Here is a 19841-nt window from a genome sequence, read left to right on the forward strand (position 1 = left end):
AATGTTCCTTCTCAAAAGAAAGAAGGTAATAAGATTGAATTTATTTTTCATTCTATTATGATTTTCAACGAGTTGAAAATTAAAAGATAGAAGCATTACAGCTGAATAAAAAATAGCACAGATTTACAAAATAAAAACCCTCCGCAATGGGAGGATCTAATTCTAAACCGTATAAAAAGCTTTGGGAACATAATGATATCCTTTCTCAGTTTTTTGAATAAAACCTAAACCCGGATAAGGCAGATGATCTCCAAAAAACAGTTTCTTTGTCGATGATAATTTTTCAAGTATATCTTTACGCGTTTTAATACCCTGTTCAAAATTGGAATCAATCTGATTGCCCCATTCCGGATGCTGAACCAACATAATGTGTTGAAAAGTATCTGCAATATGAACCAATTCCTCTCCTTCGGATGAAATCGTAATAATTGTATGACCAGGAGTATGCCCCGGAGCATGTTCTAACTGAAGAAAGCCGAAAAGTTCTGCTTCATCCGAATATAAATTAAGTCTACCCTCAATAGGCTTGAAATGGTCTCTTGCAAACTGGATTTCAAAATCTGAAAACTGATTTTGTGTACCCTTAGAGAAATCCGGTTCATCAGACATCCAGAAGTTATATTCTGTTTCTGAAATATAATAATCAGCATTACCAAAAACCAATCTTCCGTGTTTATCAACAACACCTCCGATATGATCAGGATGGGCATGTGTAAAAACAACATCTGTGATATCCAGAGGGCTGATCCCTAAATTCTTGAGATTTTGGATTAATTTCCCAGTGGAAGGAGACAACTTTACACCGCTTCCTGTATCGATAAGAATATTTTTTTCTCCATTCTTGATAAGGAGAATATTTCCTGCTAACTCTAATTTATCTTCATTAAGCATATTGTCACTAAAAAAACTTTGAATATCCTCTTTTTCAATATTGGGAGCAAACATCGGGTGAACGCTTTCGATATTTATTACACCGTCGGTTATTACAGCCAAATCCATTTGTCCTAGCTGAAATTTAAAAAATCCTGAATTTTTAATGTCTTTTGTTGTATTCATTTTTATAAATTTGTTGATACAAAATTAGAGTAAGTAACTATCCAAAATATATTACTACCCTTTTAGATAGCACTATCTTTAAAGTAAGCAACAGCTGATTATGGCAAGAGTAACTGACGGTACTGAAAAAAAGACATGTATGGAAATTATGCTTCCGATACAGGATTCATTGGAAATTCTGAAAGGAAAATGGAAATTGCCCATTATTGTTTCCTTATCCTTTGGAAGTAAAAGATTCAGAGAACTTGCCAGAGAAATCCCAAAAATAACCGACAGAGTTTTGTCGAAAGAATTAAAAGAACTTGAAACTAATCATCTAATTACAAGAACCGTACACGATACATTTCCACCAACGGTAGAATACGAAATTACAGAACACGGTTTGTCTCTGGAAAAAGTCATTATGGCGATGAAAGACTGGGGACTGGAGCATAGAAAAAAAGTCACAGGAAAGTAGTTTTTACTTGTCTGTGACTTTTATTTTAAACTCAAATCCTCAATATTAAGATTGATTCTTGATACATTTTTTCTTCACTTTGTTACGAAAAAACACTCGAATTGACGGATCCTCCAAAGTATTCAATGAACTTTTAATTCATCTGCGACTTCCTGAATTCCAAAGGTTTCATTCCTGTCTGTTTTTTGAATAATCTTGTGAAATAAGACGCATTTTCAAAGCCTAATTCGTAAGCAATCTCAGCGACTCCTTTTTCTCCCAACCTCAATAGGTTTTTCGCTTCGGAAATCATAAAAATATGAATCAGTTCCATTGCAGTTTTTCCCGTTTCCTGCTTCAATAAATCACTTAAATATCTTGGCGAAACAAAAAGCTGGTCGGCTAAAAATGCGACATTCGGAAGTCCGTTTTTTTCCAATAAACCTTCGCCGATGTATTTTCTTAACGCATCATTGAATTTTGAAGCCGTCTTTCCGGTCGCTTGCGCTCTGTCGATAAACTGTCGTTTGTAATAGCGTTGTGCGTATTTTAAAATCGATGAAATATGGCTTAAAATAATATCACGACTGTATTCATCAGGATTATTAAAATATTCTCCCTGAATTTTCGAGTGAAGTTCCAAGATAATCTGCTCTTCTTTTGGAGAAAGATGCAATGCTTCAGTCACTTCGTAATCAAAAAAACTGTATTTCTCAATTTCTTTAAAAAGCTCGTGGCCGTTCAGATAATCTTCGTGAATCAACAGCATATAGCCTTTTTCTTCAAACTCAAGATTTTTCATCTCGATAATCTGTCTTGGTTTTGCAAAAAACAGACAGCCGTTGTCGTGGTCATACGGTGTGCGGCCGTACATAAAAATTCCTGATTTTATTTTTTTGAAAGCAATCACATAACAATCTGTGGTAAACTCTCTGTTCCCCAATTTGCACTCCGACTGACAGCCAATCATACTGAAAAGGGGATGTTCCGGAGCGTCCCAATGATTACCCAAATGTAATTCGGTAAGGGTTTTGTAATGTTGCATCGGTTTAATTTTATCTAAGTTAAATTAATTTTACCGAAACTAAAAACAGAAATCATACTATCATAAAAAAAGGTTGATGTATCCTGCTGTAAGCTCCGGATATTGATGTTGAGGACCGTGTCCTGCATCATTCAAAATAATATGCTGCATTGTAGGTGCATTTCTCAATAGCGGAAACCAGTTCTCTGTCGCAAAGCTGATGTCGTGGTCTCCGGAAATAACCAAAACGGGAAATTTTAGAGTTTTATAACCTTCTCTGAAGTTCAGCTTATCTTCTTTCATTGTTCCTGAACCCGCAATATATCTCTGGAAAACCTCCATTGTAGAAGGAATCAACGAACGTTCTAATCTCTGTCCGATTCTGTCGTGAGATTCTTGGGCTGCCTGTCTGCTTTTTTCGGAAGCCGGCTCAAAAAACAGATAATATTCATCTTCCAAATCGTTAATTGGTTTTAAAGCGTGGTCAAAAAACACCTGCTCAATTGGAATTGCATTTTCTCCCGGAGGATTGGTTCCGATTAAAACGGTTTTTAATACTCTTTTCTGATTCTGAAAAGTCACAGCCTGCGCCACCAATCCGCCATAAGACCAACCCAACACATTAAACTTATCGATTCCCAAATGGTCTGCCAAAGCCGGAACCGTATTTGCCACTTCTATAACATCCAAAGGCAGCTCTCCTTCTGAGCTTCCGATTCCCGGATAATCAAAAAGAATGACGGTATTTTTTTCTGCCAAAGAATCTAAAAACAATGGGTCCCAAGTATCCATAATTCCTCTGAATCTGTTCACAAAGAACAAGGGAGCACCGGTTCCGAATTGTCTGTAAGCAATTTTGTTGTTGTTGATTTCTGCAAATTGTGTTTCTGCGTTTAAAGCTGTCGTTTTCATAAGTATTAAGATTTTGTCTGTTATTTAATGATTCAAAGTTGAGAAAATTGGGGTTGAAATTAATTTCACAAATCAGCGGAACATTAGCACGAAAAAACGTTATTATTTATCCCGCCGATTTGGATTTAAATTTAATTAATGACCGTGAGCGGCGATACTCACTTCTTTCCAGTTTTGAATATCATTTAATCTTTTCGTGTAAACTTCATTCACAACGTGATAAGCAATTTTACCAAACAATAATCTTTGCGGAGGATTTTGGTTGTCGATAAGATTTAAAACAGGTTCTACTGTCGCTTCCGGTTTTCCCCAGGTATCCGGATTTTCTCCACTTTCTGCAAAAGCCGCACGCACCGGATTATAATCTGCAATATCCGAAGAAGTCTGAACCGCAGAAGCTCCCGCCCAATCTGTGGCAAATCCGTTAGGTTCAATTAAAGTGGTTTTGATTCCCAAATGTGCGGTTTCCGAACCGATGGTTTCAATTAAACCTTCTACTGCAAATTTTGATGCGTTGTACAATCCTAAAAGCGGTAAAGTTGTTAATCCCAAAAAACTGGAAATCTGAATGATATGTCCGTTTTTCTGTTTTCTCATCACGGGTAAAACGGCCTGTGCTACCCAAAGTGAACCGAAAAAGTTGGTTTCCATCTGTTCTCTCGCCTGCTGTTCCGTTGTTTCTTCCGTCGTTCCGAATAAACCGAAACCTGCATTATTGATCAAAACATCAATTCTTCCGAAGTGTTTTTCCACCTGTTCCGTTACTTCAAAAACTTCTGAACGGTTGTTGACATCCAGCTTCAAAGGAAGAATATGGTCTCCATATTTATCTTTCAAATCCTGTAAGGCAGAAACGTTTCTTGCTGTTGCCGCTACTTTGTCTCCTCTTTCCAAAAGTGCTTCTGCCCATAATTTTCCGAATCCTTTTGATGCTCCTGTGATAAAAACTATTTTACTCATTGTTTTAATTTTTTAGTGTTATTGAATGAAGCAAAGTTATCATCAAACCCATCCGAATAGGTAGCCCATTTTAGCTGAAAAATAGCACAGAAATACGTTTTGGAAAAAATTTCTCAATAAAAAAAGTCTTCCGAAAATACATCCGGAAGACTTCCACTTAAAACTAAATACTTATTATTAAAACACTTTTTAAACAGCCTGTGCCAAAGGAAAATCAATAGGAATCTGAGTGTTGGCAAATACATAGTTGGTAAAGCTTCTCAGCGCCACCAAAGCTGTCAGTTCAATCAATGCTTTTTCGTCGTATCCGGCGTTGAAGAAATTTTCTAAAGCTCCGTTTCCTGCATTGCCTTTATTGTTCGCAATAGACTGAGCCAACTTAATCGCAGCGTCTAATTTTCCCTCTGAAAAACTTCCTTTTCTGATTTCCAGCGTATCATCTTCTGTAAAGCCTCTCATTTTCGCTAAAGTCGTGTGTGCCGCCAAACAGTAATCACATTCGTTGACTTGTGAAACAATTAGATTAATAGCTTCTCTTTCTTTTGCGGTAAATGATGAATCGTGAGCCAGAGAAGCTTCAGTTTCCAACATCGATTTTAAAGCGGATGATGAATAACCAATGGTTGCATACAAATTGGGAATTTTCCCCATTTTTTTCTCTACAGATTCTAAAATGCTCTGTGCACCAAAACTTAGCTGTTCTTTTTCAGGTACTGAAATTGTTTTCATTTTATGATTTTTAATGTTATTTTTTATAATTTATTTTTCAAATTTTACATCCAGAATATCTATGGAAACCAGTACAAAATCTTTGTTGTAAGAGTTATCTTCATCATTCAGAACATAAATATTTCTTTTAGTTCCGGTTTTTATGCCTTCAAATTCTTTGTAGTCCTCAATAATCTGTGTTGCAGAAGAACCGCCCAACACTTCAGGCCAATAATCGTGGCGTTTTAAAAGTCCGTCTTCATTAAAATAAAAGAGCTGTCTTTTGCTGTGCGTAGCGAAACCATCGGGATAAATCACTTCTAATCTATCCAATATTTCACCGTTTTCATTCCAAAATCCAAGATGATTAATTTCCACTCCCGGAACCAGAAAATTAAACGGAGCCGTTGCGTAATTCCAGGTTGCATAGCTGGAGAAATAAATAAGCTGAGCCTTTGTCCAAGGCGTTTCCACCGTATGGCCTTTAAAAGATTCTCTCGGGTTTTCCAAAGATTCTATAAGTTGTCCGTTTTCGTCAAATAACTGAACTTTTCCGGGTTCAAAAGATGAGGTATAATTTTCTTTAAAAATATTTTCCCATATGCTTTTCTGCTCTTTTAAGGAACCGATAAACAGTACATCGCTTAATGCATTTTCGTGTCCTTTCATTCCCCACACCGCGCCACCGATTTGGGTATGGATTTTTACCGTCTGAAATTCCGCAGCACTTTTAATTCCGTGAGCGTTTAAAATTTTATTGACCAATGTTTGAGTTGAAGTTTCCATTTTTTTAATTTTTAAGTATGATTAAATTGTTTCGTTTTGTTGATACAAAGTTAAATCTGCTTCAAGCCTAAAGTGTAGTTCATTTCAGCGGAAGAATAGCACAGAATTACCAACTGAAATCGTAGAAATGTATAAGACATTCCGTAAAATCGACAAGCGATTCGTCTTTGCTTATTGGAACTTTGTCTAAGAAATTCTAAAACAAATTCATTATGAAAAATACAGTATTCATCACCGGTGCGTCATCGGGATTGGGAAAAGCAAGCGCTAAATTATTTCAGCAAAGCGGATGGAATGTCATCGCCGCAATGCGTTCGCCGGAAAACGAAAAAGAACTGAATCTTCTTGAAAATGTTCTGTTGGTAAAACTGGATGTCACCAATCCACAGCAAATTCAGGAAGCGATAACACAAGGAACAGAAACATTTGGCTCACTCGATGTTCTGTTAAACAGCGCAGGCTACGGATTGATGGGCGTTTTCGAATCTTCAAATCCTGAACAAATTCAGAAACAGTTTGAAGTCAATGTTTTTGGTCTGATGAATGTTACCAAAACCGTTTTGCCGATAATGCGAACCCAGAAAAAAGGAACCATCATTAATATTTCTTCGTTCGGAGGAATTACAGCGGGACCGTTTGCAAGTTTGTACAACAGCTCGAAATTTGCGGTGGAGGGATTTTCCGAAGCATTGCATTTTGAAGTTTCTCCATTTGGAATTAATGTGAAAATTGTAGAGCCAGGAAGCATTGCTACTAATTTCAGAAGCGGAATCGAGATAATTCAAAATACGATTGAAGAATACAACACGGAATTGGCAGCATTTATCCCAAAATTCACCAAACGGACAGAACATCTTCCGAAAGCAAGCGCAGAAGAAGTTGCTGCAACTATTTTCGGCGCTGCAACCGACCGGCTTTCCAAATTAAGATATGTGATTGGCGAAGATGCGCAGTTTTACATTGATTTGAAAAATAAAAATTCTGAGGAAGATTTTCTGAAACTGATGCAGAATTAATCATTGTATTTTAAACTGCAAAAGTCACAAAAGATTTTAATATTGAATAAGCTTTAAAAAGCTAACAAAACTTTAATAAAGTAAATCAATCATAACATTTTGTAAACTTTTGAATTCCCTTTTCAAACATTTCTTTTGAGACTTTTGCGGCAAAAAATGTACTGTAATGAATATTATCTTTAAATTTAACTAAAATCAGAAAAATGTCAGAAGCTTTTATTTCCATAAAATCTGTTGCAGACCTTCATCGTTTTTACAATTACGGAAATCCAAAACATCCTTTGATTACGGTGATTGATCTGAAAAACGTAAGCCGATCCGACGAAAATTTCGCAGACTATCTGTACACCCTTGATTTGTACACGATTGTTTACAAAAAATTTAAAGGAAGTTTAAAATACGGCCGTTCAAATTATGATTTTCAGGAAGGAACTTTGATGTTTACCGCTCCGAATCAGGTGATGAGTCCGAGTGCAGATACAGAGATTGAGGAAGGTTGGTTTCTGGCATTTCATCCTGATTTTATTTCCGGTTCAGATTTAGGCAAAAAAATTCAGAAATACAGCTTTTTCCAATACGAAAATAATGAGGCTCTTCACATTTCGGAAGATGAAAAAATTTTGCTTGATGAGGTTATTGTAAGAATTAAAAAAGAATATTCCCAGAATATCGACCGTCATACGCAGGGATTGATTTTAAATCAGATTGAAATGCTTTTGAATTACTCCGACCGATTTTATGACCGACAGTTTTTTACCCGCAACAAAACAGGAAACGATATAACACAACGTTTTGAAAGTCTCCTTAATGATTTTTTTAATGATGACCATCTGATAGAAAAAGGAATTCCCGAAGTAAAATATTTTGCCGAAAAACTGAATCTTTCTTCCAACTATTTATCAGATTTGCTCAGTAAATTCACAGGCAAAACGACGATAGAACACATCCATCTGAAGCTGGTCGACAAGGCAAAAAACATCCTTTTGGGAACGACAAAACCGGTAAGCGAAATTGCATATGAACTCGGTTTTGAGCATCCCTCTCATTTTACCAAAATTTTTAAAACTAAAGCCGGAATTTCTCCGTTACACTTCAGAAAACAGTTTCCTGAGCAAAATTGAAACATTTAAAATTACTTAACCGCTTCTTTTTTATACTGAACAGGCGTTACTCCCACCACTTTTTTGAATAATCGGGTAAAGTAAGACGGACTTTCGAAGCCTAAATCGTAGGCAATTCCTGCGACATTGCTTTCTGAGCTCAATAAGAGATTTTTTGCTTCTTTAATTAAGTAAATGTGAACGTGCTCCAATGCCGTTTTTCCGGTTTCCTGTTTCAAAATATCGCTGAGATAACGAGGAGAAACAGCTAATTCATTCGCCATAAAATTGACGGTAGGCAAACCATCTTCCACGTGTTTGTTTTTCTTAAAATAATTATCTAAAACCGTAATGAATTTTTTAACCATTGTTCCGGAAACGTTGGAACTTCGATCTATGAACTGTCTTTTGTAAAAACGGTCAGAATATTTTAAAATAGAATCAATATGCGAAAGAATAATTTCTCGGCTGAACTCGTCAGAATTTTCTTCATACTCTCTTCTGATTTTCTCGTAAAGTTCCCACATAATCACTTCTTCCGAAGGCGAAATATGAAGGGCTTCATTGATTTCATATTCAAAATAGCCGTACTTTTTGATCTGTTCATTCAACGGATGTCCCGACAGATAATCTTCGTGGAAAAACATTACAAAACCCTTTTCGGCAAACTGTACATTTTGCACCTCAATAATCTGTCTGGGCTTCATAAAAACGGCGGAACCGTTGTTGTGATCGTACTTGGTCTTTCCATACAACACGTAACCGGATTTGATCTTCTTTAAACCAATCATATAAAAATCTCCGGTAAAACGGTCTTCACCAACAGAATACGTCATCAGTTCTTTGCAGGTCATCAAACTCAAAAGAGGATTTTTCGGAGGTTCGAAACCGCTTTTCTCGTGAAGTTCAGTGATGCTTTTATAGTGATTGATTTTTTCCATATTTATTGGGGTTAGAAGTTTTAAGTATGATCAAATTTAGTAAATAAAAAGGAGCTTTTATATCTTGGATTTTATAAGATGAGAGGGAATTTCTGTATTGCTGGCAATTGCTTTTCTAAATAGTAAAATAACTATAAACAATGTTACCACAATAATAAAATTAACCAGCGAAAATGTCTGAATATCTTTAATTTCAAATAAATTGATTAATCCGTAACCTGCAACTGAGCTTACCACATACACACCACCGCCCGTCAAACCGCTTGCAATACCCGCATTTGTCGTGAATCTCTGCAAACTGTACGCATAAACATTGTTGAAAATGAAACCCGATAAAAGATGTAGTGATAAAGTGAATCCCATTAAAAATACCAATCCGTCATACTTTGAAGTAACGGCAAACATTGCAAAAACGATGATTAACTGCAAAATAATTGCAGCATTTATTTTTGCGAAAAGTCCTTTTTTAATCATTAATTTAGAAATAATTCCGCCACTCATCAGAGCAATTCCTGAAGCCAACGAGCTGTATCCTGTAACAACAGGTGAAAATCCGTATACTTTTTCGATGATAAACGGGCTTACCATTCCATAAATCACAAGAAGTGAATAACTTAAACCAATAATTATTAATCCCAAATAAAAATCAGGCGTTCCCAGCATTTTTCTGTAGACTGCTGTGATTTCTTTTCTTTTAAATACCTGAAAATTCTGTAGAGATTCTCCTGTAAACCGAAGTTCAAACAATAAAATGATGACGGTAAGAATTCCCAAGAGATAAAAATTGGACTGCCATCCGAAAAGCACCTGCAAGTAACCTCCGATAAATGGCGCAACAATGGGTGCAGTTGCCCAGACAATCGAAAAAAGACTGGTGTAGTGTTTCAGTTTTTCACCTTTGTAGAGGTCAACAAAAAAAGCTCTTTTCCCTACGATAATTAATGAAACCGTGATTCCCTGAACGATTCTCATTAAATAAATCACATAAATTTCCGGAACTAAAGCAATAATAAAACTTGCCAAAGAAAAGGTAATCAATGCAAAAATATTGATTCTGTACCTTCCAAAACTGTCAAGGATACTTCCGATAAAAAGCTGCTGAATCCCGAACTTACCATAAATAAAAGCAACGAAATCTGCACTTTTTCAACCGGAACATTCAGATCTTCTGCCATCGCCGGAAGTGACGGAATGTAAATATCCGTTGTCAATCCACCCAACGGAATGAGTATAAATGCCAGCAATGTACTGATGTATAAATATTTTGTATTTTGAAATTTCATCGTGATAATTGATTTTATGTGGAAAACCCTTACATTTTTAAACAAAAAAAGTAAATCCAATCTTAAGTCGGATTTACTTAATTTTTCACGTTTTTAAATTATCCGTGCGCAGCTTCGGAAACCTCTTTCCAATCGTTCCAGACCTGAAGTTTTTCTGCATACACTCTTTCCGTTTTTCTCAATCCTACTTTTCCTAAGAATAAACGAAGTGGTGGATTTTCACTGTCTATTAATTTCAAAATCGCAGGAACCGTTGCTTCCGGTTTTCCGTAATCTTCCGGCAATAAACCTTCTGCTTCTCCCAAACTTGATTTCAAAGCATCGTAGGCCGGAATGGCATCGCCGTGAACGGCTGAACTTCCACCGAAATCGGTTGTATATCCGTTGGGCTCAATCATCGTTACATTAATTCCGAACGGTTTTACTTCTGTTGCTAAAGCTTCGCTGAAGCCTTCCACTGCAAATTTTGTCGCATTATAAATTCCTAAAGTCGGCAAACTCCAAACACCTAAAACACTTGATAGCTGAATCACGTGACCGCTTCCCTGCGCTCTGAAAATCGGCAAAGCCGCCTGAGTAACCCAAAGAGTCCCGAAAACATTGGCTTCAAAAACATCTTTTGTAACTTTCTCACCCACTTCTTCCACCGCTCCGAAAACACCGTAGCCGGCATTATTAATTACAACATCCAGATTTCCAAAATGATTCTTCGCTTCATTTACCGCTTCAAAAACCGCTTTTCTGTTTGTAATATCTAAAGAGATAGGAAGGAAAGAGTCAGGATATTGTTCTGCCAAATCTTTGTAAGCCTCAATATTTCTTGATGTTGCGGCTACTTTATCTCCTCTTTTAAGGAAAGCTTCTGTCCAAAGTTTTCCGAATCCTCTTGATGCTCCTGTGATAAAAATTGTCTTTTCCATTTTTAAAAATTTTAATTGTTTTGTTTTTTAATTTTGATAAGACAAAGTTATCTCGCATCGGAGCCAAACCTGTAGCTCAAATCAGCGGAAGAATAGCACAGAATTACGGAAGCTTTATGGCTTGTTTAAATTAAATATTTAATAAGTCTGTTTAAACTTTTTGTTTAACCACAAAAGTATCAAAAGATAAGCTAAACTTTTATTTAAAGTTGGTGACTCTAAAAGAGAAAGATCACAATAGTTTAAAAAAATCTTCGATTTTTATTCTTTTGAGAACTTTAAATATTCTACTCACTGCCGTAATGATCTTTTGTGACTTTTGCGGTTAATTCTGAAATCAGTTTAAATAAGTTTATATATGATTTCTAAGATGTTCCTCAAAAGAAACCAGTTCCTGTTCAATATTCGGATTTTTGAAAACATCATAAAAAGCAAACGTCGGTAATGGCTGAACGCCCACAAACTGAAGTGTCGCTGTGAAAGGTCTGATAAATTCTTCCATCGAAAAACTTTCAAGCAGCTGACCTTCATTTCCAAAAGTTTCTTCGGGAGCATTCCAGGTATTCACAATGATTCCTTTAGATTTCAGAAGACCGCCAGTTCCGTAGTTTCTGCCACTATTCCTGCCGTCTCCGGCATAGATTTTTCCATAGCCGCTCATCAGAACTTTATCGATATAATCTTTTGTTTTGGCAGGCATTCCAAACCAGTTGACCGGGAAATGAAACAGGATGACATCAGCATTTACCCATTTTTCGATTTCCTGTGGAATTTCGTAGCCATTATCAATGACTGTTTCCAGAATTTCGTATCCTTTTACGTTGAAAGCCTGTTTACTTTTCTCAAAAATGGTTTTGTTAAGATTTCCTTCTGCAATTTGCGGCCATTTGATGTGCCCGTTGATGATTAATGCTTTCATTGAATTATAAATATTTTCCAAGGTTAAGTTCAACATCGCCATAGGTTTGTAATCCCTGGTCTAATAGTTTTTTAATTCTGGTTCTTGCTTCAGGTTCTGTTAATGATGCGAAGAAGGCTATCTGCGTTTCCATAATATGTTCATTTTGTGGAATAATTACCCTTTCGTTCATCGTTGCCTTTATTTTCTTGATGATTTTCAAATCAAATGAGTCGATTCTTCTGGCTAAATTTTCTACGAATGCATCCAGTTCATTATCCGGAAACGCTCGATTGACCCAACCATAATCAGCGGCAGTTTGTGCATCATAATCGTCACCACTCAAAATAATTTCCAAAGCCCTTGCCTTTCCTGTCAATAAATGGAGACGTTCCAGTCCGCCGCCACCTGGAAAAGAACCGATTCCGATTTCGGGTTGTGCAAAAACGGCTTTTTCCTTGCTTGCAAAACGCATATCGAAAGCCTGGATAAACTCGCTTCCCAAGCCTCTCGCTCTTCCTCTGATCGATGCAATGCTTACAAACGGAGCCTGTTCGAGACGTTTGGCAATATCGGGCCAAGATTTTGAAAGCCCTGTTTTTCCCTCACCCTTTGGAAAATCAAAAATATTAACCAATTCTGCGTGAGCAACATAAAAATCCGGGTTGGAACTTTCAAAAACCACTACTTTCAAATTTTCGTTGGCTTCCAATTCATCCATTAATGTTCTTAACTGAACCGAAAATTCAGGATCGAATACATTTACGGGAGGATGATTGATGGCTACTTTCCAATAGCTTTCTGTTATTTTTTGTGTTGTAAAAATCATAGTAATACTTTTAATTGATGTAAATCTTAGACATAACTTTTTTGTCTGTTCAAAATTAATTGCACAAATGCTGGATTTTTAACACAAATCGGGGAATATCTTATCCTTTTCTCTGATTTCTGATGCCTGTAGGAGAAATGCCTTTAATCTTTTTAAAAAACCTGGAGAAATAAGGAACATTTGTAAAACCTAATTGGTAAAGCAGTAAATTGTTTTTACCACAAAACATTTACAATGTCTTATGAAAGACTAGTACCGAAACTAAAAGATTTGGAATTGATTAGTCTTGTACTAACCGATGAATCCATGGGGGTTGATAGTGAAAACCATATATTTCGATATCTATCCGATACACTTGAACAAAAATAGACCGGAGTATCTATAATCGACGCAAACGTAGATCGGTTATAAGATTAATGAAATACGATTGAAATTAGCACAAAGTTTTAATGAATTTTGAGAAGCTATTCATTATTGATATTATACCTGTTAAGGTTTGTAAAATATCCAGAAGCAATACTTAAAAAATCTGTAAAGATACTCAATACTGTTAAGTCCTGCTTCTGTTCATGATATTCATTATTTAAAAGATATTAGAGAACAATGATCAGATTGCATCTTACTTGGTGATAAAAAATTTATCATCTGAAATTCAAATTGATTTGTTCAATTACGCACAGATTGAATTGGAACCCCCTACAAGACTAAATCAAAAAGATTATAAACCACAGTTTTATCTTTTCAAAAAATAACGCAAAAGAATTGAGACTCTTTTCTCACAACTTTGCGACCAATTTATGATTAGACGTAATTACGCAAAAAGTTTTGAAGGATTTAAAACCAGATTATTAGCTAAAATAACAACGTTAACCGTTTTACAATTTATTAACAGGGCTTACTTTAATAGAAACATCAATAACTTAAAAGTAAGTATTACATAAAATGATAAAGATAAAATAATTACAAAATCCCATTAATAACCAGATGAGCAATAGCTTCCATGATATTTTTAACATTCAGCTTTTCAAAAAGTTTTCGCCGATGCCACTTCACGGTGTCTATGGAAATAAATAGCTGAGAAGCAATTTCACTTATACTATACCCCTGCAGATACAGCCTTATTACTTCAGTTTCTCTATCTGTGAGACGGATCTTAGATTCTTCCAGCCATTTTTTTTCGTTGTGGCAATATTTCCATACAGAATCAGATTTGTTTGATATGACCGTAATATTTCCGGAAGATTTTGATAGCGATAGTGATACATTGCAAAGTGCAGTTTTCATCTGGCCGTCTTTTCTGAAAGAAAGTGGTGTTATCTTATGATTTAAAAGGATTTTTTTGTTGAACTCATCAACGATATGAAAATCATACCCTATCATATATTCTGATTTTTCCCTGATCGAAAACCTTTTCAAAAAATTGAAAAATATCATCCCGATACTGCTAAAGAGATTAAGATCCTGAGGAACCGTCGCTTTTTCGTATATATTTAAAATATTAGAAACTTCATCATTGATATTACTTAGATAATAGGTAGAGTTTTTAAGATGAATGGTCGTTCCTTTTTCATAATCAATGATAAATATATTTCCATTGGTAAACTTGTTAGCGGCCTGAATTGTTCTAAAAAACGTATAATCCTCGAGAGGTGCAATGTCTGATGTAACAAACTTACTTACCTCAGCGGGAAGCTGATAGTTATTTTTCATATAAAATTCGAATTCATTGGTTTCTGTAAAACTACACAAAAGTGTAGCATAATTCAAACTTTATTGATTTATTTTTAATGGAAAATCAATTACCATACATAAATTCAACAGTATAATATGAAAATATTACATTTCCAAAATATTTACATCCCACAATTTAGAATAATTAATGATATAGATATTCCATTTCACGCACTTTTTACATAACAATATTTTATATGATAAAATTCCGAAACCGTATTATTCATAATCCTGTTCTAAGATTATGACCTTTTATCTTCATAAATATTCATTACATCAAAAAAAATAATACTTTTAATATGACAAAAACTAATACATCAAAATTTATATTGCGAAAGCTCATCTTCATGTGGCTTTTAGTCTTGCCGGTCATATATTTTGCACAAAACTCTGGAACCTATATCAAATGGAATTTCCAGGTGGGCTGCGCGGAGAATGCTTCCGAATATGATCCGAAAAATGATAACGGTGTTCTCTTTGAAAATATCGAACGCTCTGAGTGCATCCGTGTATGCGAGGGCAGCACTGTTACTTATACCGTTGAAGGTACCAATATCTCTAATGTACAATGGAACGTTTCCGGAGGTTCTCTGCAAAGCACTTCCGGAGCAGGAAATTCTATAGCAATAATACAATGGGGATCAGTAGGAACCGGAGCAATCCAGATTACCATTACCTATTCAAACGGAACTACCGAAAATCGGTCTTTATGTATTGATAAAATTAACAGCCCGAGAGCAAGGTTTATTCTGGCTGGCAATGCAGAACCACGGGTGTGTAGAAATACTCCTGTTTACTTCACTAATTTATCTGAACAAAACGGAGGATCTGATATCGTATATTATCATTGGGATTTTGATGATGGCACTCCGCCTTCTTCAGCATTTGAGCCTGTTCATACGTTTACAGATCCGGGAGTTTATAATGTGACATTAACGGTTACCAATAAATGTAACTGCTCTCATAAGTACAGTATGAAGGTTGAGGTTGTAAAGTCTGAACCTGTTAAAATCAGCTGTCCTTCGGTAGTCTGCGAAGGAAGCGTTGCTACTTACACAGCAGATGACAACTGTGGAGGAGACTGGGAAGTTATAGGTGGAACAATAATCTCCAACAGTGGAACTTCTATTCAGGTTAAATGGGATCATGTAGATCCTGCAGAAGGGTTCGGATATGTTTTATACAGATCACACTGTAACTGCCCTGAATGGGTAACCGTAAAAGTACCTGTAGTCCTTGGCAAGGTAGAAATAAAAGGTGAACAGGCAATTTGTGTTGGCAAACAATATAAATATGCACTTCCTCAATGGCCTTCTACCAGCCTGCAATGGAATATTTCAGGACCTTCGGGAGCGCAGCTTACTTATAACGAACATAGAAATGAAGTTTTCTTAACAGCATACACTCCGGGAACCTATCTCCTTTGGTGTACCTATAAAAATACGGTATTAGGTTGTGAAGGACGTGCTGAACTAAAGATTAATGTAGATCAGCCTGTACAAATACAGGGTGGAGCAGATCAAATATGCTCAAATTCGTCTTTGACATTTACCTCTAATCCAAATACTGCTGTCATCTGGCAGGTGACGAAAGATAACACGGTACTTTATACCTCGCCTACTCCTGCAACGGCACTTTCCAATTACCTATTCTCTAGTGCTGGTGTATATATGATCACAGCAACTAAACCAGGAGGCTGCACCGGTGAGCCTAAAATTGTAAAAGTAGTAGCAACACCACCTGCTCCATCCGGAAATATTACAGGTGAATTAAAAGTTTGCGCAGGTGTACCTTATGTATATACTCTAAGCACTATAGCACCTGGAACCGTTCCTGTTTGGGAAGTTACCAATGGAAGTATTCAGGGAAGCAACTCAGGACAGAGTGTTACAGTGATCTTTAACGTAGGAGCCACCAGTTTTACGGTTTCTGTTCGAAACAAATCGTTGGATCCATTGGGATGTTTATCTGCTCCGCTAACACTTGCGGTACAAAAGGCAATCCCGTCTGCCATTATCACTCCAGCTTCAGTAGGCCCTTATTGCCCGAGTTCTACGATGACTTTCACGGCTGATCTGGGAGGTATTGTTGCAGACCAAATGGAGTGGTCTTTTGCGAGTCCTAACTTTGGTAGTTTTGTATCCGGGCAAGGAACTAATCAAATCGTTGTCAACTTTAATGAAATATCCAATAATATTGATACCACGAATCTTCGTCTTAAAGTAGTAAAATGCGGACAGGAGTTTTTCTTCGATTATACTGTAAAACTATATAAGCTTCCGGTGGTCAGCTTTACCAATATTCAGAATATCTGTCTGGGAGAAGCTAATCTAAGTTTCACAATTGACCAGGGAGGAATCACCAGCGCTACAAATGTAACATTTACATTTTCAAACGGCTCTCCTCCACATATTGAACCTTTCAATCTTTCAGGGAATTACAGTTTTATCAATTCGGGATATATCCAGAACAACACGGGAGCCAATATTACACAGACTGTAACAGTAACAATCAATGGAGCATTTAACTGTACTTATAAACCTACGGCAAATGCCAACTTCATTGTGTATCCTGAAACTAAAATTACGATTACACCTACCGCAAATTTAGAGATTTGTGATCCTAATAATTACATCCCTCATACGTTGTATGCTAATATTTCAACAGGGCTTACCCCTTCAACGGTATTTGAATGGAGAAAGAATAATGTAATAATACCAGGGGCTGCATCAGATTCTTACACCATCCAGGGAAATGATCCGTATGGAGTTTATTTTGTAAGAGTTAAAGACGGAAACAACTGCTGGGTAAGATCACAATCTGTTACTGTCATACAGAAATGTGCAGATACCAGCTGTTTTGGAGTAATTGAACCTATAATCACCGTTAATGCCAACTGGACAGGATGCAATACGCTGGCAGCCCAGGCATCTTATTCAGCAACTCCCGACCAGGTAGAATGGCTTTCGAATTCGATATTGACTCTTCTGAGCGGACAAGGTACCAATAATGCGGTATTTACCACGGATGTTCCGGGAGTGCATTTGGTAACCGTCCGTTTACGATTCGGCAACTGCTGGTTCAGTAAAACTATTGAGATTAAAAAACATTATCAGCCAAAATTCAATATTACACAGTCATGCAGCAGCAATGGTACATTCGACGTTACCCTGCACAACAATTCGCTGATATTTGATATTAATCAGAATAACATCAATTTTACATTTGGAGGAACAGGTCTTCCTAATCAAAATGGCCAGACCGTTACTTACAGTAATCTTTCACCGGGAACTTATACATTTACCTTAACACTAGCTTCAGGTGGTAATTATCCTTGTACAGTGTCTGAAACATTTGTAATTGATCCTGCACCTAATTTGAGCTTTACGGGATTATCGCCTATCGTCTGTAAAGGTGAAACAATAAATCTGAATGTAGTTGGATATAATCCGGCTAACACATACCGTTGGTATTTTGATGGAACCTCGTATGTATCCCCTCCGGGATCAGGAGGCGGAGCCGAAATTTCATTAAATAATTTTGGTAATAAGCAAGTAGTGCTTGAAGTTACCACGCCGCAAAACTGCGTTTACACCAGTCAACCACAAAATACTTTTGTGAATCAAGAAGACTTCAGTGGTTTCATTACTGCCATGAATACCAATATTTGTGAGGGCAGCGGTGTAGTTCCTGTATTAACATATCAGGTAAATGCCGGATCTTTAACACCAAGCTCATATATTTGGATGAACGGAGATCAGGAAGTGATAGGAGCACCGAACATCAGCACCTTCACACCTACGGGATCCGGAAATTACTGGCCGGTATTGGTTGGAGCAACCGGATGCAAAGTTTATGATCTGGCCTCTCAAGCTGTGGCAGTTACTGTAAGACCTAAGCCTTATGTTAACATATCAGCTACTGCAAATATTTGTGCGGGACAATCTACTACCCTGTACGGAATTGTAACCGACAACACCTTGCAGTACCAATGGCTGAAGAATAATTCTCAGGTAACGGCTTGGGCAAACGCTCCTTATCCGATTACTTTAAACACAGGTAATCTGGCTGCAGGAACCTACACATATACCTTAAAAGTAAGGCCGGCAAGTGATCCTGGATGTGAAAGTTCTAAAAACTTCACCATTACTGTAAGCAATCCACCTTCTCAGATCGGTGTAAGTTACACAATACTTAACTGCCAGCCTTATGAGGTTCAGCTTACTGCTACAGGACCTTCCAACGGACAATATAACTGGAGCAACGGAATGACAGGCCAGACCATAACAGTGAATCACGGTGGTGCGTACCGCGTAACATATACTGCCCCTTCAGGATGCTCGGTAGAAAATGATATTCAGGTCCCTCAAAGTCTTGAAAGTCTGATGTGGATTTTCCCTACAGGATGTTTCGATGTATGTCCAGACGGAACTTCGTATATCATCGGGCCAAGAGGGCTTTATGATGGACATCACTGGCAACTGAACAACGCGAATATTCAGAGCGGCACTAATGATTTCATTTATCCTCTATTAATTAATCAGGCAGGAAACTACAATCTGCAAATTACTCAGGGACCATGTACACTGACCAGCGGAACCATGAACGTAAATCCTAATCCTGAAAAATGTAAGCTTGAACCGTGCAAAATTACTGTGCATATTGAAGGAGTAAGAGGAAATGGCATCCCGAATTATATTGTGTATGGTGCAATCTATAATTATGCAGCAAGCCCGGTTACTTTAACCATCACCAGTTCAGCTGGATATGGTACTTACAGTCCGTCTACCATCACAATACCTGCCGGTGGCATGTATGATATGTGGGCAAATCCTCTCCTGTTCACACCAAATTCAAGCTTCCCTGGAGGTACGGACGGAATTGTGGTGCAGGGTTATGGATGTGAAGTAAAAGAACCGATTGAGTTTCCTAAGTATGGATCTAAAATGAGTGAAGGACAGCAGTCCATAAAAACAATTCAGCTGACACCAAATCCTGCCCAACATCAGGTTCAGGTTGCATTTGACACCGGTAATACTGAGATCAAAGCAAAATTGTTAACCATTCATGATACATCCGGAACAATAAAGTACCGTCAGGAATTAAAATCAAGTTCAGGTAAAATTGATATTGATATTTCCCAATGGCTACAAGGAGTATATATCGTAAATGTGATCACCACAGATAAGCCATTACAGGCAAAACTCCTCAAAAAATAATCTTTTAAAATTATTCTGAAGG

17 protein-coding genes and 1 pseudogene are annotated in these 19841 nt (G+C 36.9%); 5 read left to right on the forward strand and 13 right to left on the reverse strand.

The genetic code is table 11. The features are described from left to right. Window positions 1-162: 162 nt before the first annotated feature. Window positions 163-1056 carry an MBL fold metallo-hydrolase gene (locus BUA89_RS17145; protein ID WP_072961105.1) on the reverse strand — a complete coding sequence of 298 codons (894 nt, stop codon included), beginning with the start codon at window positions 1054-1056 and terminating at the stop codon, window positions 163-165. 100 nt (window positions 1057-1156) lie between these two features. Here BUA89_RS17145 and BUA89_RS17150 point away from each other — a divergent pair, with 100 nt between their 5' ends. Then, on the forward strand, window positions 1157-1513 hold the full coding sequence (locus BUA89_RS17150) for a winged helix-turn-helix transcriptional regulator (RefSeq protein ID WP_072961108.1): 357 nt from the start codon (window positions 1157-1159) through the stop codon (window positions 1511-1513). A gap of 133 nt (window positions 1514-1646) precedes the next feature. Here BUA89_RS17150 and BUA89_RS17155 read toward each other — a convergent pair whose 3' ends face one another. The 5 genes from BUA89_RS17155 to BUA89_RS17175 form a co-directional block, all read right to left on the reverse strand. Beyond that, a complete protein-coding gene (locus BUA89_RS17155; RefSeq protein ID WP_072961143.1) occupies window positions 1647-2537 on the reverse strand; it encodes a helix-turn-helix domain-containing protein in 891 nt (296 codons plus the stop codon). 60 nt (window positions 2538-2597) lie between these two features. Next, window positions 2598-3428, reverse strand: a complete 831-nt coding sequence (locus BUA89_RS17160; protein WP_072961146.1) for an alpha/beta fold hydrolase — start codon at window positions 3426-3428, stop codon at window positions 2598-2600. A 135-nt stretch (window positions 3429-3563) separates the two neighbouring features. Then, a complete protein-coding gene (locus BUA89_RS17165) occupies window positions 3564-4388 on the reverse strand; it encodes an SDR family NAD(P)-dependent oxidoreductase (protein WP_072961150.1) in 825 nt (274 codons plus the stop codon). Between the two features lie 189 nt (window positions 4389-4577). Then, the gene (locus tag BUA89_RS17170; protein ID WP_072961153.1) at window positions 4578-5117 is read right to left on the reverse strand and encodes a carboxymuconolactone decarboxylase family protein; all 540 of its coding nucleotides are present in this window, start codon (window positions 5115-5117) and stop codon (window positions 4578-4580) included. Window positions 5118-5147: 30 nt separating this feature from the next. After that, window positions 5148-5882, reverse strand: a complete 735-nt coding sequence (locus BUA89_RS17175) for a hypothetical protein (RefSeq protein ID WP_072961155.1) — start codon at window positions 5880-5882, stop codon at window positions 5148-5150. Window positions 5883-6094: 212 nt separating this feature from the next. On the opposite strand from BUA89_RS17175, the gene BUA89_RS17180 reads away from it, so the two are divergent. After that, the gene (locus BUA89_RS17180) at window positions 6095-6898 is read left to right on the forward strand and encodes an SDR family oxidoreductase (protein WP_072961159.1); all 804 of its coding nucleotides are present in this window, start codon (window positions 6095-6097) and stop codon (window positions 6896-6898) included. Window positions 6899-7101: 203 nt separating this feature from the next. Further along, on the forward strand, window positions 7102-8019 hold the full coding sequence (locus tag BUA89_RS17185) for a helix-turn-helix domain-containing protein (protein WP_072961162.1): 918 nt from the start codon (window positions 7102-7104) through the stop codon (window positions 8017-8019). Window positions 8020-8030: 11 nt separating this feature from the next. Here the strand turns inward: BUA89_RS17185 and BUA89_RS17190 are convergent, their stop codons facing one another. The 6 genes from BUA89_RS17190 to BUA89_RS17210 form a co-directional block, all read right to left on the reverse strand. Further along, window positions 8031-8939 carry a helix-turn-helix domain-containing protein gene (locus BUA89_RS17190; protein ID WP_083531713.1) on the reverse strand — a complete coding sequence of 303 codons (909 nt, stop codon included), beginning with the start codon at window positions 8937-8939 and terminating at the stop codon, window positions 8031-8033. A gap of 57 nt (window positions 8940-8996) precedes the next feature. Next, window positions 8997-10061 carry an MFS transporter gene (locus BUA89_RS17195; protein WP_083531714.1) on the reverse strand — a complete coding sequence of 355 codons (1065 nt, stop codon included), beginning with the start codon at window positions 10059-10061 and terminating at the stop codon, window positions 8997-8999. Further along, a complete protein-coding gene (locus tag BUA89_RS22770) occupies window positions 9974-10222 on the reverse strand; it encodes a hypothetical protein (RefSeq protein WP_083531715.1) in 249 nt (82 codons plus the stop codon). The genes BUA89_RS17195 and BUA89_RS22770 overlap by 88 nt, the downstream gene beginning before the upstream one ends. Before the next feature lie 98 nt (window positions 10223-10320). After that, window positions 10321-11142: an SDR family NAD(P)-dependent oxidoreductase gene (locus tag BUA89_RS17200; protein ID WP_072961165.1), complete on the reverse strand. Its 822-nt coding sequence runs from the start codon at window positions 11140-11142 to the stop codon at window positions 10321-10323. 352 nt (window positions 11143-11494) lie between these two features. Continuing rightward, window positions 11495-12061, reverse strand: coding sequence for an NAD(P)H-dependent oxidoreductase (locus BUA89_RS17205; RefSeq protein ID WP_178362470.1), 567 nt, complete (start codon window positions 12059-12061; stop codon window positions 11495-11497). 4 nt (window positions 12062-12065) lie between these two features. Further along, on the reverse strand, window positions 12066-12869 hold the full coding sequence (locus BUA89_RS17210) for an enoyl-CoA hydratase/isomerase family protein (protein ID WP_072961168.1): 804 nt from the start codon (window positions 12867-12869) through the stop codon (window positions 12066-12068). Window positions 12870-13061: 192 nt separating this feature from the next. Between BUA89_RS17210 and BUA89_RS22775 the strand changes: the two are divergent. Then, a pseudogene (locus BUA89_RS22775) lies at window positions 13062-13810 on the forward strand (transposase). A gap of 19 nt (window positions 13811-13829) precedes the next feature. Here the strand turns inward: BUA89_RS22775 and BUA89_RS17215 are convergent. Further along, the gene (locus BUA89_RS17215) at window positions 13830-14579 is read right to left on the reverse strand and encodes a response regulator transcription factor (protein ID WP_072961171.1); all 750 of its coding nucleotides are present in this window, start codon (window positions 14577-14579) and stop codon (window positions 13830-13832) included. A 320-nt stretch (window positions 14580-14899) separates the two neighbouring features. Between BUA89_RS17215 and BUA89_RS17220 the strand changes: the two genes are divergently transcribed. Continuing rightward, window positions 14900-19819, forward strand: a complete 4920-nt coding sequence (locus BUA89_RS17220; protein WP_083531717.1) for a PKD domain-containing protein — start codon at window positions 14900-14902, stop codon at window positions 19817-19819. Window positions 19820-19841 lie beyond the last annotated feature (22 nt).

This window comes from Chryseobacterium arachidis (assembly GCF_900129245.1).
Classification (GTDB): domain Bacteria; phylum Bacteroidota; class Bacteroidia; order Flavobacteriales; family Weeksellaceae; genus Chryseobacterium; species Chryseobacterium arachidis.